Below are 15,541 nucleotides of genomic sequence, written 5' to 3'. Positions count from 1 at the left end.
AAACGGGTGCGATTCATACGAATCGCACCCGTTTTTTTATACCTTAATCAAGAAGACTATTTGCTAAATACATAGCTATATTGTTCTTCTCCTGATTTAATCTTTACACTATAATCTCCATTAGGTAGTGCTGAAATATCAAATTTACCTGAGAAAGTATTGTTCCCCTCATAACCTTGTTCAAACACCTCATCACCAATTGCATCTTCAATTGAGATACCGAAGTTATTAGCTCCAAATGCAATATGACTTACATATAAGATATTGTCGTTAAGACGAAAGAAAGCCTTTAATTCTTCAGCTGACATAATTGTAGCATCAGTAACTTTGTTATTAATTAAAGCAAAATTCTCCTTAACTGGTTCCATATCTTTTGTGCTTAAAACAGCAGTATATTTACCATCATTAAGATTAGTTAAATCAAGAATCTCTTGTGAGTAAGAATCTTTACTAATTGATTTTTTAACGACTACTTCACCATCTTGATCTTTAATGATCAAACAAGCAGACTTGTTGGTTGGATTTGAAACTGAAACTACTGAATAATCTGTATCTAAATATTTAAACACTTTTACAACAGCTTCTTGTTGCTCTTCTTGTGCACTAACTACTAAACCAAAGGCTAACATTACTCCCAATGCGATACCTTTTAATAATCCATTTTTCATATCTTATAATTTTATATTTCTATTTTAACGATCAGCCAATCAGATAGCTTATATACTTTTGACTTTGTAAAACTAGCCATTATCTTCGAAGGAGTATCAAAATCAAGCAGTTGCAGACATACGATTTAAGTTTCTTTAATAGAATAGCAAAATAAGGCCTTCTAGTAACGACTAGATGATATTTAGTTAACATTAAATTAACATTGGATATTTTCCTTAACAAGAGGCCATTATTTTAACAGAAAATAGAAAAGTAGGATGAGATTTGTTAATTAACCATATGCGAAAGAGGGATATGTTAAAAGCTGTTTCGGCATTAGAGCACCGAAATATGAATTGAAAATAAAAAAGGGATTAAACAAGCCTAGACAAGTAAGATTAATAACAAAAAAATGCGCAACCTATAACAAGGTTGCGCATTTATATAATTTATATCTACCTAAGTAGAATGTATTCTAATTACTTTTTGAACACGTAGCTATAGTGCTTCTTACCAGACTTAATTTTAACGCTATATTCTCCGTTAGGAAGTGCTGAGATATCAAATTTACCTGAGTAAGTTGAGTTACCTTCAAAACCTTTTTTGAAAATTTGGTCGCCAATAGCATCTTCAATTGAAATACCGAAGTTGTTAGCACCAAAAGCAATATGGCTTACATATAAGATATTATCATTTAAACGGAAGAAAGCTTTTAGTTCTTCAGCTGACATAATTGTAGCATCAGTTACTTCGTTATTAATTAAAGCAAATTTTTCTTCAACTAATTCCTCATTCTTATTTGATAATACTGCAGTATACTTTCCGTCGTTTAAATTACTTAAATCAAGTATTTCTTGAGAAAAAGCTGCACGTGTAATACTCTTTTTCATTACAACTTCACCTTCAGAATCTTTAATAATTAAACGAGCTGACTTCTGAGTAGGATTTGCTACAGATACAACTGAATAATCTGTGTTTAAATACTTGTTTACTTTTACAATTGACTCTTGTGCACTTACGCTTAATACTAAGGTTAACATTACTCCCAATGCGATACCTCTTAATAATACTTTTTTCATATTTTTATCTTTATTTTTTTCAACAATATGTGGTTTGATCTTATTTCCGTTGTAAAAGTATATGTTTTTTGTGGGAGCGTATATAAAATAGGGGGGTCTCAGCCATCTGTTTTAAGTTTCTTTAAGAGGGTAACATTAAATCATGCTGAATTAACAAATGAGACACACTGAGTTAACATTGAGTTAACATACGAAGTTTATATTAACAACAAGACTGTATATTAACACATAATAGTACTTTAATAGTTTTAATGTTAAGAACCGTAAGATTTTACTGTTATTGTTAATTCTTGTATAGGGTAATATTGCTAAGTAAATAAGTTCCATTTTACTTATAAGCCCTAATTAATGAGGCTTACAGCGTGCCTGTTAGGCTAATGATTATATTACGTCCCGGAGAACTTATGGGGGAAGCAAAACTTTTATAATGTTTATCTAAAATATTCTCAACCGAGGCCTGAATATAAATTTTATCAATTATTGGGTATTGAAAGGCAATATTTAAAGTTTGCCACGATGGAAAACCAATATCTGCGGCAGCATCATCATTATCTTCACCATATGGCGACATATCCTCAAGTTTTTTTGTGGCTTGGTAATTTATATAAACCTCTGAAACCAACTTCTTATACTTATATTCTGCCCCAACCCTTCCGAAAATAGGTGGTATATGCCCCATTGGCTCATCTTTTGATAAACTCCTGCCTACAGTATAATTATAAGTACCACTGATTTTAGTATTAAATAATGGTTGCAACTGAAAAGCGGCACTAATACCTTTTATTAAAGCCTTGTCAACATTGTCGTTTGTTACCATTCGGTACCAGTCACCATCGTATAAAATAGAGTCTTTGCCATTAATAGTAAGATTGGTGCGTAATATGGCATCGTGCAAAACCGTATGAAAGTAAGTTAGATTAACAGAAGCAATATCATTACCAAATACCTTTGTTGCTGAAAGTTCAAAATTAACGGCCTTCTCGGGATCAATTGCTGTATTAGGCAAGGATATCTCAGAATTCTTAGCCCTAATTTTACCATAATCATCAACATTTGGAACCCTAAACCCTGTGGTTACATTTCCGTTAAATCGCCATCCTAAACCTGGTTTAAATACCAAGCCTATACTAGCTGATGGTGCACCATTGGATGTTTTAAACTCATTTACTGGTGGTGTAAAAAAATCATTTGCATTAAATACGGAATTATAGAAATAATACCCATATCTGAATCCAGCATTTAAAGATAATAGATCATTCAGTTGACTATTATAATTTGTATATACTGATATTGAAGACGTATGAGAACCTCCATTAGGGTATCGCGTAGGAGCTATCCCGCTAAAATTTCCATCAATTGTATAATCTGCTTTTGAGGTAACATTATTATAGGTGTACTCTAAACCATAGTTCAACTTAGTAGTGAGGGTAAAGTCTTTCTCAAAATCAACATTTAAACTTAATACATCAACTGTCTCAAGTTGGTTTAATTGTTCTAAGTCGTTGAATTTACGACTATGACGATCCTCTTTTATATTTTGATAGGCTGCAATTGTGTTAACCGAATTAAACAAAACACATTCTTTGCTATACTTACTATTGATAGCTGCTAATAAACGTTTTTGAGGTCCGTAATAAAAATCGGCATACTTCAATGTATTGTCGTCATTATAACGTATTAACTGATCGAAACGATTTATATTAGATGAGTTGGAGTACTGAAAATTTAGTCCGAGTTCATGATGATCAGATACTTTATACCGCACCTTTTGCATGATATCGTATTGAGTATATCCTGTTCTTCGTTGCACATTTGGATCACTATTGGGTAGCATAATGTCCTTTCCATTTTCAACATCTGCATAATGGTATACTTTTCCCCAATCAGAAGGCGTTACATCAGAGGACCTGTTCTCTCCCATCTTAATATCTCCAAAATTGCTATAGGAGATACTTGTTAATGATGCCCATTTTTTACCACCTACACTATAGTTAAAATTTGAGCGCATAGAGTTACTTGCACTCATGCCCTGTATACTAAATTGGGCTTCAGAATTTAGCTTATCATCAATTGAGAAACGAGGATTCTTTGAAATGTAATGAATTACTCCACCTAGAGCATCACTTCCGTACATAACCGATGACGGCCCAAAAATGACCTCAGTACTTTGTAAAATGTTAGGATCAATGGTAATACTATTCTGCAAATGGCCACTTCTATAAATGGCATTATTCATACGTATACCGTCAACCACAAGTAATATTCTATTAGCTTCAAAACCTCTAATAATAGGGCTTCCACCACCACTTTGAGTTTTCTGAACAGCAATATGACCAGTCTTTACAAGGATATCGGCAGCAGTAGGTGCATTTTTATATTCTATACTACCGGTATGCAAGCTTTTAAGATAATATGGTATTGTTTCTGTTGTGTTTTGACCACGGGTAGCAGAAATAACCAGCTCATCCATAACAATAACCTTTTCTTCTAGTATTACTGTAGAGCCTATTTCTGATAATGAAGAATATTCCTTGATATGATAACTTGGATGCTGGAAGAAAATAGCTTCATTAAGTGAGAAGGATGACAGGTTACAGATCCCTTCTTCGTTACCTAAAACATGAATATTTTTGGATTGATTATAAACGACAACGTAAGGAATTACCTGCTCTTCACTATTTGTGATGCGCACCTGCTGTGACAATAAATTAGAATATGAGGCAACTATAAGTAATATTAATATCGTTACTCTCATATAATAATATTATTGAAGCATCTCTAATGCATTTTTAAGCATAGTTTTTTTATCAAGGCCACATTCAGCATATAGCTCAGTTTGAGTACCATGATCTACAAACGAATCTGGAATACCCATTTTTTTAACTGTAGCATGATATCCATTTTCAACCATAAATTCAATTACTGCAGTTCCTACTCCTCCAATTACAGAATTATCCTCAACAGTAATTACTTTAGTATGGGTGCGGAATAAGCTATGAAGAAGCTCCTCATCTAAAGGCTTAACAAATCGCAAATCATATAAAGCAGCAGAATAACCTTCACTCGCCAATTTTTCACAAACCTGAAGTGCCTTGTTAGTAATTGGACCTAATGTTACAAAAGCAATATCACTACCCTCTTTTAAAACCTCACCCCTGCCAATTTCAATTTCTTGCATAGGAGTCTTCCAATCAATTGTAATACCTAGTCCTCTAGGATATCTAATAACGAATGGTCCTTTATTTGGGAGCTGAGCTGTATACATTAAGTTTCGCAACTCTGATTCATTACGAGGTGAGCATATTGTCATATTCGGTATAGGCCTAAAGAAACTAAGGTCATATACTCCATGATGCGTAGCACCATCAGCACCCACTAAACCTCCTCTATCTAAGCAAAATACCACATTCAAATTCTGTATGGCAACATCGTGAATTACCTGATCATAGGCACGCTGCATAAATGTTGAATAGATATTACAAAAAGGCATTAAACCAGATATAGCCATTCCTGCTGAAAAAGTAACCGCATGTTGCTCAGCTATACCAACGTCAAAAGCCCTATCAGGCATTTCATCCATCATTATATTTAAAGAACAACCAGATGGCATTGCAGGTGTAACACCAACAATTTTTTCGTTCTTCTTAGCCAACTCCACAATGGTCTGTCCAAATACTTCTTGATATTTTGGTGGTCGTGGCTTAGTTGATTCTGGTTCAGTCTTCTTTCCTGTGGTTTTATCAAACTTAGCGCCTGTAGCATGCCAAGCCGTTTGATTTTCTTCAGCTAATTTAAAGCCCTTCCCTTTTTTGGTTATACAATGTAGAACCTTTGGTCCGGGAATATCTTTTAAATCTTTCAGTACTTTAACAAGATGGTTAATATCATGACCATCCACTGGTCCGAAATAACGAATATTTAAACCTTCGAATATATTAGATTGCTTTGTTAATAGGGATTTGATACTGTTGTTGATGGCAACAATTTTATCTTGCGCATTGGGCCCTGTTAGCTTCTCAATACCCTTCATCATCTCTTTCCTAATTTTATTATAGGTATGAGAAGTACTGATATCAACAAGGTAATCACTTAAACCTCCAACCGCAGGATCGATGGCCATATTATTATCATTAAGCACAATCAGCATATTTGCTTTGGTCGTACTCAAATTATTTAAGCCCTCAAAGGCCTGACCACCGGTCATGCTGCCGTCCCCAATAACAGCTATCGACTGCTGTTTTGTTTTTCCCATTTGCTGAGCGGCAATAGCCATACCCAAGGCTGCTGATATTGATGTAGATGAATGACCAACCCCGAAAGCATCAAATTCACTTTCGTTAATATTCGGGAATCCACTTAACCCCTTATACTTTCTATTGGTATGAAATTGATCTTTACGTCCGGTAAGAATTTTATGTCCGTAGGCCTGATGCCCCACATCCCATATAATCTTATCTTCTGGTGTATTAAATACATATTGCAAGGCTACTGTTAATTCAACAACACCAAGGCTAGCACCAAAATGACCTGGATTACAAGAAACCGCATCAATTATGAAATCTCGCAATTCATCACACACCTGAGCTAAGTCTTGTTCATCGACTTTCTTCAAATCCTCAGGGCTATCAATCAATGGAAGTAATTTATTCACCTTATCGTTCATTCCTCTTAATGCGGTATATTTTTTTACAGAGTGCAAATATAATGAATTACCCATAAGGTTTAATGCGAATACAAAATTACATTGAGGTTAAACTTATAATTGTATCGATTTGTATTTTCGGTTTAGTAAAACAAGATTTCTATGGCTATCACAATACTTCATCTATTTAACTTGAAAGACGAAAAATAGATTGATGAGAAACTGCTATAACCTTAATTCCTGTTTTTATAGGATGTGATACATCCGTAACAAAAAGTGTAGACATTTAATAATGAACTCGAAGGAATATTTAGCAATATTTATTTCAAGGTAATTATTTAATTATCATATTTGGATTCTGTTTTTAGAGAGAGAAACAAAAACGAACACACATGTAATTTCAGTTTGATACAATGACTTGTATTATCCTATGGTTACACCTAATAATTCTTATTAATTATGAATAAACTAATTATTTATGCTGGACTTATTCTAGCCCTATTTTCAGCATGCGTGCCATTAAAGCAATTTCAGGATGTTAAATCACAAGGGGAAGAAGATGCCATTGTAGCAAAGCAATTAAAAAATGAAAACGAAGATTTAATTGTTGATAATAACGAGTTAAAAGCGGAAGCCAAACGTTTAAAAAGAGATGTGGAACTTTTAACGCAAGACACCATGCGATTGGCCAAAAGTAATTGGACACTAAAAAAAAGAAACAAAGAGCTGGCTAATGAATATGCTGAATTATTAAAACGATTTGGAGGAAATACAACAACACAATCGAGTGAACTATTAGCCCATGTTCAGAATTTACATGAAGAATTACAGAAACGTGAAGATGAACTATTGAGAGCTGAACGAGATTTGGCGTCAAAGCAGCAAGATTTAATATTTGCTACAGAGCAATTAGCTAATGCCGAAAAAGAATTAGAAGCCCGAAACAAAAGATTAGTTGAATTAGAGGCAATCCTAAACGAAAAAGATTCGGCCATGAATGCTTTACGTAATTCAATTGCAAGTGCCTTAACCGATTTTGGAGACGATGAACTCTCGGTATATACCAAAGATGGTAAAGTATACGTATCGATGGAAGAAAAACTATTATTCCAATCAGGAAGCTACTCTGTGAGTTCTGCAGGTAAAAGTGCCATTCAAAAAATTGGGAAGGTTCTCGAAAATAAAACTGATATTTACATCATGGTTGAAGGTCATACTGATAATGTTCCTTATAAAAGTACAGTGCTTTTAGATAACTGGGATTTAAGTGTAAAGAGAGCAACTTCCGTTTCTCGCATTATCATTAATAATTCATCCGTTAGTCCTAACAGAATAACAGCAGCAGGTAGAGGTGAATTTGTGCCTATTGACACAGCCAACACGCCGGAAGCTAGAAGAAAGAATAGACGAACTGAAATAATTTTAGCGCCAAACTTTGATAAAATTTTCAACATACTCAACAACTAAAAAGCAGTTTATAGCAAACTTTGCTATACTTGCTTCTTATGTAAGAACTATTTCAAGTGCAAAACTCATCAATATTTTGCACTTGAAATTATCCTACCTACTCAGTACTATATTTAAAACACCACTCCTTCGCACTAAAGCAATGGCTATTAGTATTGAACCCATAAGTATTTGCAATCTAAAATGCCCCGAATGCCCTACGGGTTTGGGTATTTTAAAGCGCCCCAAAGGCACCATTAGTACCCCTCAATTTTCTGAATTATTAAAGCATATCAATAAAGAAGTTTGGCATTTAAACCTCTATTTTCAGGGAGAGCCATATATGCATCCTGATTTTTTCAAACTGATTACCTTAGCAAAAAAAGCCAACTTGGTGGTTTCAACCTCAACCAATGGTCAGTATTTAGATACTGAACGCGCCAATAAAACCATTGCTAGCGAACTTGACTCATTAATAATCTCGTTTGATGGGACTACTCAAGAGGTATATTCAAAATACAGAATTAATGGTCAGCTGAATAAAGTTATTGAAGGTACCAAAGCCCTTGTAAAGGCAAAACAAGAACAAAAGAGTAAATACCCCATATTAACTGCACAATTCTTGGTATTTAAGCACAATGAACACCAGATAGACGACTTTATAAAACTAGCTAACGATTTAGGTATTGATAAAATAGATTTAAAATCGGCCCAGGTTTACGATTCACCTGATGCCGAAAACAGACTTACTACCCTAAATAAATTTTCAAGGTATGAGCTTGATGAGAAAGAGAGCCTCAAAATAAAGGGATCTTACAAAAATAAATGTTGGAAAGCTTGGTCCTCATCAGTAATCACATGGGATGGAAATATAATTCCTTGTTGTTTTGATAAGGATGCAGATTACAATTTTGGAAATGTATATCAATCTAATTTATCTGAAATAAATAATAGCAAGGCTTCTCAACAATTCAAAAAGCAATTACTAACTACACAATCACAAATTGACATCTGCCAAAATTGTCCTTTAGCTAAAAAATAAGGCAAAAAAAGAGCTACTCATTACGAATAGCTCTTTCTAAATATTTTTCTTTTATCGTTTACTGCGCTTGAACCCTTTTTATTTTGGCTCCTAATTTCTGTAAACGAACATCTATATTCTGATATCCTCTATCAATTTGATTGATGTTTTGAATTGTACTTTTCCCATTTGCGGATAGTGCTGCAATTAACAAAGCAACCCCTGCTCTAATATCCGGAGAAGTTAACGTTGTTCCTCTTAAAGCGGTTTCTTTATTTAAACCAATTACAGTGGCTCTATGCGGATCACACAAAATGATACGAGCACCCATGTCAATCAATTTATCTACAAAGAAAAGACGACTCTCAAACATTTTTTGGTGTATTAAAACACTTCCTTTGGCTTGAGTGGCAATTACTAAGAATATACTTAATAAATCGGGAGTTAAACCAGGCCAAGGAGCATCAGCTATCGTCATAATAGAACCATCAATAAAGGTCTCTATTTCGTAAGTATCTTGCTCTGGTATATAAATATCATCGCCTCGGCGTTCTAACTTAATTCCCATTCTTTTGAATGCCTCAGGAATAACCCCTAGCTCATCATAAGCACAATCTTTAATGGTAATCTCAGAACCTGTCATGGCAGCCATTCCAATAAAACTACCAATTTCAATCATATCAGGTAAAATACGATGCTCACAAGAACCCAATGATTCTACTCCATCAATATAAAGTAGGTTTGATCCGATACCCGTAATTTTTGCACCCATACTAACTAGCATTTTACAAAGTTGTTGTAAATACGGCTCGCATGCTGCATTATAAATGGTGGTTTTACCTTTAGCTAAAACAGCAGCCATAACCACGTTTGCGGTTCCGGTTACCGACGCTTCATCTAAAAGCATATAGGTTCCTTTCAGCTCTTTGGCTTCTAGGCTATAGAAAATTTCGTTTGGATTGTAATGAAAGCTTGCTCCTAATTTCTCAAATCCTATGAAGTGGGTGTCTAATCTACGACGACCAATTTTATCGCCCCCTGGTTTTGGAAAATAAGCTTTACCATAACGTGCCAATAAAGGTCCCATTATCATAATTGATCCTCGCAATGAAGATGCTTTTTTACGGAATTCTATGGTTTGTAAATAGTCTAAATCAATCTTATCTGCTTTAAAAGAGCAAACATCTCTACTAATTCTATTGATTTTTACACCAATATCTTCCAGTAAATCTATAAGATTGTTGATATCAACTATATCTGGGATATTTGAAATTGTAATTTCTTCTGGAGAAAGTACTGTTGCGCAAATAACCTGTAAGGCTTCATTTTTAGCCCCTTGTGGAGTAATATCGCCCTTAAGCTTATGTCCTCCTTCAATTTCGAAACAATGCATTTATGGTGGGTAATTTAAATAATGAGCTGTCTACTTTTTACGGTTGTCGTTACTTTTAAAAGGACGCTTATTATTATTGTTGTTGTTGCGATTATTGTTATTACGTTGACCGTGACTTTGGTGTGGCCCTTTATTAGTACGGCTACTACTTGATCTATTGGTGTGTTCGCGTTGTTCAGGAATTTTTAAATCAGGACTGATTTCTAGCTTTCCTCCTGATAGCTTGCGCATATCATCAAATACACGTGCATCGCCCGGAAAATCCTTATTCCACAACAGAAGTGATTTCTTCATATTATTGGCAATAAGCAAAATTAAATGTTGTTTATGCTCGCCATCTTCCATTTGAACTGCCTTATCAATCATTTGCTCTATAGTTCTACCATAGTGCTTATAACGGATGCGTTGTGTATTATAAGGCATCTTTTGCGGACGCTCATTTAATGTTTCAACAGCCGGTAATGGAAATGGTGTTTCAATATTTAATTTAAAATCAGACATGATGGCCAAATGATCCCAAAGCTTATGCTTAAAGTCATTCACATCACGTAAGTGTGGAAACATATTTCCCATGTTCCCTATTATAGAGTGAGCGCATTTTGTGCGTTCCTCAACATCTTCAATGCTAACGCAGTGGTTAACCATTTTCTGAATATGACGACCATATTCAGGTAGAAGCAATTTCTTTCTGGTTGAATTATATTCCATAAATCTAAAAATCGATTGACTTGGGGAGATATTTTATTAATCTCAATCTCTATTGTGAAGTATCTACGAGTTTTTATTGCAGTACTATACTTACAAAACTAAGCCAAAATTTTAAGTTTGGCAAATTTGAGCAATAATTGTTTAATGCCCGCATTTTCAAACTCAACTGTTGCTTTGGTATTTGGTGGATTTCCTTCTATGGCAACAATCTTTCCTCTACCGAAACGAATGTGTTCCACAAGACTACCTTCTTTAAGCCCTCCCACTGTTGTTCCTGAAAAACTACCTTTAGCTTGTGCCGGTTCCGAAGCGGGTCTCTGCCCCACTTTTTTACTGAAATTATAGCCTGGTTTATTGGGTGTTTCGGTTTTTTGGAAGGTACGTTTAAATTGTTGATTTTGAGAAAATCCGTTTGGATTTGATGGTATCTTCACCTGATCACCCATATACTCAACATACTGCTCATCAATTTCAGCCACAAATCTACTTGGGCGGGTGAATGATGACTCGCCATACTGATAACGGGTACGCGCAAAAGAAATCACAGCATTGTCCTCGGCACGAGTAATCGCTACATAAAACAAACGACGCTCTTCTTCAATGGCTTGCTCACTATCGAGTGTTCTTTTCGAAGGAAATAAACCTTCTTCTACTCCCACTACGTAAACGTTTTTAAATTCTAAACCTTTACTAGAGTGGATGGTCATCATGGTAACTTTATTAAAATCGTCTTCTGAATCACTATCCTGATCGGTTAATAGCGAAACTTCTTCTAAGAAATTAACCAATCCCGTTTCGCCACCTTCTTCGATGCGAGAGGTGGTAAATTCTTGTATACCATTTAAAAGTTCCTGTATATTTTCTTGGCGCGATAATGCTTCAGGGGTTCGTTCCTGAAACAAATCTGATTTCATGCCACTTTGTGCTAAAATTTCGCTTACTAAATCGTAGGCTGAGAGCTGATTAATGCTGGCCTTAAAGCCTTGAATCATCCCTGCAAAAGAGGTTAACTTACGTTGGGTACCTGCATTAAATAATTTAGCCAAGTAATCAGGACGAGAAATCACATCCCACATACCAACTTGCGCTTCGTTAGCTGCTGCTTCAACTTTCTCTAAGGTAGTTTTACCAATTCCACGGGTTGGATAGTTTATAATACGCTTCAGTGCTTCCTGATCGGCGGAATTAACGGCCATCCTACAGTAAGCTAAAAGATCCTTAATTTCTTTACGCTGATAAAAGCTTAGGCCCCCGTAAATTTTATACGGAATGGCATTTTTACGAAGGGCTTCCTCAAATATACGCGACTGCGCATTGGTACGATATAGAATGGCAAAGTCGCTATAATCATAGTTCTTTAACTTTCTTTTCTCGTTCATATCTTTCATCACAATAAAGCCCTCTTCAATATCTGAAATGGCATTGTGAATCCTGATTTTATTACCCACATCGTTTTTTGAATAAACGATTTTATCTAAACGGTTTTTATTTTTTGAGATGATACTATTGGCAGCATCTACAATATTTTGCGTAGAACGATAATTCTGTTCCAACTTAAATACATTATAGCCTGGGTAATCGTTTCTGAAGTTTAAAATATTCTCAATTTTAGCCCCTCTAAAGCTGTAAATACTTTGGGCATCATCGCCAACAACACAAATATTTTTATGCTGTTCCACTAATTTTTTAATAATGATGTACTGCGATATGTTGGTATCCTGGTACTCATCAACCAAAACGTAATCAAATTTCTTCTGATACTTTTCTAATACATCCGGATGATCGCGAAACAGAATATTGGTATTGAGCAACAAATCGTCGAAATCCATTACGCCCGATTTGTAACACTCGCGCATATAACGGGCATAAATCTCATAAATCATGCTTTTTCCACTGGCTTGGTCTTCGCTCATGCGGATGCTGCTTTGCGCATATGCCTTGGGTGTAACCAAATCGTTTTTTGCCGATGAAATACGCCCCAGAACACTGGCTACTTTATATTCTTTTTCGTTTAAACGCATCGATTTAATAATCGATTTAATTAAACTTTTTGAATCGGCAGAATCGTAAATAGTGAAGGATGATGGATAACCCAGTTTATCGGCCTCAGAACGCAGTATGCGAGCAAAAACAGAGTGAAAAGTACCCATCCAAAGATTACGTGCTATTTCTTCACCTACAATTTTAGCAATACGCTCTTTCATTTCGCGCGCTGCTTTGTTGGTAAAGGTTAAGGACAATATTTTATAGGGATAAACACCTTGTGTTAATAAATGAGCAATACGATAGGTAAGTACTCGGGTTTTACCCGATCCTGCTCCGGCAATAACCAACGATGGTCCTTTTGTATTTACTACAGCCTCTCTTTGCGGCTCATTTAAATGCTCTAAATAATCTTGCACACTTTATGATTTTTAATTGAGCAACAAAGTTAATTTTTTAATTTTTTTAAGCGTGTAGTATGAAGATTTATTGATTGATAAAAGTAAAAGCTTAATGCTTTCAGCAATTTATAGGGATGATTTACAACTTACTAGAAGCGTATTACATCGCCGCCATTAGAGGCGACTACTTCTACATTTTTAGGAGCTCCTTTGTATTTTATTTCGCCCCCTTTACTAGTTGCCACTAACCAATCGGATACGTATACTTCAATTACTGATCCTAGTCCTACGCTTAAGTTGGCATACTCGGCAATTAGCTTTTTATTGAATACATGGCCTGATGATTCTGCTTTAACATTTAAATTACGAACCGCACCGCTTAGGCTTATGCTTGCTCCGTTTTTAACGTTTACTTTGGCGGTGGTATAGGATAGGTTGCAATAAACATCGGAACCACTTGAAGCTCTGATAAAAACAATATCCCCTTCAATTCTATTCATACTAGTAATATCACTGCCCGATTCGGCAGTTAATGCCAGATAGTAGGGAGCAGTAATATGCACTTCGCGCAATTCATTATTGCCCCAACGGTATTTTCCTTTGGTATAAATAGTAAGACTGTTATTAATTTGCTCGGTGATGATGCGATGAATGGAGCTTCGGTTACATTTTACTATAATGCTAAATGTATCGGCTTGGGTAATAAAAACTTTAATGCCTGATTTTACTTTTATTATTGAGAATTCATCGTGCGCTCTATGCTCTATCTTTTGAGATAGGGTAACTTGAAAAACAAGTTGAACCATTAGTACTATTGAAACTAGTTTAAGCATAACACCTTCATTTATACATAATATACAAAATTAAAACCTATTTTGTTTTATTATTTACACTTGAATAAGGATATACTACACGGAATGCCGATTATATGAATTAAAGCAATAAGTGTTAATGAATACTAAAAGTACCGAATTGAATTATTTTGGCACAGGCTTTGCAATATTCCACACCGAAGAGCAAGAGAGTTTTTCATAGATTAGGTTAGGGTTTAGGTTATTAATCGGAGCGCTTCTAAAGCGTTCCGATTATTTAAAACTCACCACACAAAACAGACATAAGAAGTTTTTTTTCATAGATTAGGGTTTAGGTTAAGAAAAAGGGATACAACAACGGTTGATATCCCTTTTTTTGTACCCGAATATTTACGATGCGATGTGCCATAATTATGCCATACTGCGTGAGCGATAGTAGCGACATCCTTTGTGAGCCCATTTTGGCGATGCAAAGATATAGCGGATAGCGCGACCCTTGTGGGCACGCCCTAATAAACGAAGAAAGCAGAAGTCTTGGTTATGACTTCTGCTTTGAGCTTAACGCTAGGTAAAAACAATTACTATTGTAATTGCTGGTGTATATATTTGGTTTTAATCACCTCTGATGTACTTTTCATAGATAATGCTTCAGCTTTGCGCGTATGGAGCGGTAATGTTTTGAAGGTTTCGGGGGATTGGATAAGTTGGGCCAAAGGAAAATATTTATTGGCATCGGTAATAGTGGAGTAAGAGGTATTTTCAATTATTAGGGTAGCAAAAGCCATTTGGTTTTTCTGACTGTCTACTACTCTACCAATAATTCTGCTTCCAGCCTTTTCTGCTGAGGTTTCATTATCTGCACCAATTGCAGATATGGTTTGCGTGAATAGGCATACCAATAATACCTGAAAAATAAATCGTAGTGTCATCTTTTCTTTTAGTTGTGTTAATAAGAAAAGAAGAGAGTGTTTTATAAAGTTGGTTGGGGATGGACTTATTTTATGACTGCAAATATAGATGACAGAATTGGAGTGAAATCTTAAAATTCCTTATCTAACAAATAGTTAAAGTTGTATGACTCAAACCCACTTTAAATAGTATTGTTACAATTTGGTAATGTTTAACTAACACAGTGCATTATGATTGAAAACTACCGGTATAACGTTGCATGGGTACACTCTTCGCTTATATTGAAGATACTTTACAATTACTGCCAAAAGCTTTATTAAAAGTGTTGAATAAGGTATGCTTACAATCAGTTAACATACGAAAATAGGAGCTTCCGCTTTAGTGTGAATTTGTGTTAAAAAAGATGAGTGTAGCCATAGTTACCGTAAACAGATTGCTTGTTGCTAAGGACATTGGAGTGGTATTAATAAATACCATTCGGCATTGCTAAAAATGTTTT

11 protein-coding genes are annotated in these 15,541 nt (G+C 35.1%); 2 read left to right on the top strand and 9 right to left on the bottom strand.

The window, feature by feature from the left end; all coding sequences use genetic code 11:
• Window positions 1-56: 56 nt before the first annotated feature.
• The 4 genes from QMO11_RS07660 to dxs form a co-directional block, all read right to left on the bottom strand.
• Window positions 57-668, bottom strand: a complete 612-nt coding sequence (locus QMO11_RS07660) for a T9SS type A sorting domain-containing protein (RefSeq protein WP_282036751.1) — start codon at window positions 666-668, stop codon at window positions 57-59.
• Window positions 669-1,127: 459 nt separating this feature from the next.
• The gene (locus tag QMO11_RS07655) at window positions 1,128-1,727 is read right to left on the bottom strand and encodes a T9SS type A sorting domain-containing protein (RefSeq protein WP_282036750.1); all 600 of its coding nucleotides are present in this window, start codon (window positions 1,725-1,727) and stop codon (window positions 1,128-1,130) included.
• A 355-nt stretch (window positions 1,728-2,082) separates the two neighbouring features.
• Window positions 2,083-4,482 carry a TonB-dependent receptor plug domain-containing protein gene (locus tag QMO11_RS07650; RefSeq protein ID WP_282036749.1) on the bottom strand — a complete coding sequence of 800 codons (2,400 nt, stop codon included), beginning with the start codon at window positions 4,480-4,482 and terminating at the stop codon, window positions 2,083-2,085.
• Between the two features lie 9 nt (window positions 4,483-4,491).
• Window positions 4,492-6,444 carry a 1-deoxy-D-xylulose-5-phosphate synthase gene (gene dxs / locus QMO11_RS07645; RefSeq protein ID WP_282036748.1) on the bottom strand — a complete coding sequence of 651 codons (1,953 nt, stop codon included), beginning with the start codon at window positions 6,442-6,444 and terminating at the stop codon, window positions 4,492-4,494.
• 384 nt (window positions 6,445-6,828) lie between these two features.
• Between dxs and QMO11_RS07640 the strand changes: the two genes are divergently transcribed.
• Together QMO11_RS07640 and QMO11_RS07635 are read left to right on the top strand one after the other, a co-directional pair.
• Complete coding sequence (locus tag QMO11_RS07640) at window positions 6,829-7,836, top strand: OmpA/MotB family protein (protein ID WP_282036746.1); 1,008 nt, start codon at window positions 6,829-6,831, stop codon at window positions 7,834-7,836.
• Between the two features lie 82 nt (window positions 7,837-7,918).
• Window positions 7,919-8,857: a radical SAM/SPASM domain-containing protein gene (locus QMO11_RS07635; RefSeq protein WP_282036745.1), complete on the top strand. Its 939-nt coding sequence runs from the start codon at window positions 7,919-7,921 to the stop codon at window positions 8,855-8,857.
• A gap of 58 nt (window positions 8,858-8,915) precedes the next feature.
• Here QMO11_RS07635 and murA read toward each other — a convergent pair whose 3' ends face one another.
• The 5 genes from murA to QMO11_RS07610 form a co-directional block, all read right to left on the bottom strand.
• Window positions 8,916-10,229 (bottom strand): UDP-N-acetylglucosamine 1-carboxyvinyltransferase, encoded by a 1,314-nt coding sequence (gene murA / locus QMO11_RS07630; protein ID WP_282036744.1) that lies wholly within the window; start codon window positions 10,227-10,229, stop codon window positions 8,916-8,918.
• A 30-nt stretch (window positions 10,230-10,259) separates the two neighbouring features.
• Complete coding sequence (locus QMO11_RS07625; protein ID WP_282036743.1) at window positions 10,260-10,937, bottom strand: DUF4290 domain-containing protein; 678 nt, start codon at window positions 10,935-10,937, stop codon at window positions 10,260-10,262.
• A gap of 98 nt (window positions 10,938-11,035) precedes the next feature.
• On the bottom strand, window positions 11,036-13,339 hold the full coding sequence (locus QMO11_RS07620) for an ATP-dependent helicase (protein WP_068474135.1): 2,304 nt from the start codon (window positions 13,337-13,339) through the stop codon (window positions 11,036-11,038).
• Between the two features lie 131 nt (window positions 13,340-13,470).
• The gene (locus QMO11_RS07615; protein WP_282036742.1) at window positions 13,471-14,154 is read right to left on the bottom strand and encodes a GIN domain-containing protein; all 684 of its coding nucleotides are present in this window, start codon (window positions 14,152-14,154) and stop codon (window positions 13,471-13,473) included.
• Window positions 14,155-14,714: 560 nt separating this feature from the next.
• Window positions 14,715-15,062 carry a peptidase associated/transthyretin-like domain-containing protein gene (locus QMO11_RS07610; RefSeq protein ID WP_282036741.1) on the bottom strand — a complete coding sequence of 116 codons (348 nt, stop codon included), beginning with the start codon at window positions 15,060-15,062 and terminating at the stop codon, window positions 14,715-14,717.
• Between the last annotated feature and the right edge of the window lie 479 nt (window positions 15,063-15,541).

This window comes from Saccharicrinis aurantiacus (assembly GCF_947489045.1).
GTDB classification, from domain to species: domain Bacteria; phylum Bacteroidota; class Bacteroidia; order Bacteroidales; family Marinilabiliaceae; genus Saccharicrinis; species Saccharicrinis aurantiacus.
This window is presented reverse-complemented; position numbering and strand designations above follow the sequence as displayed.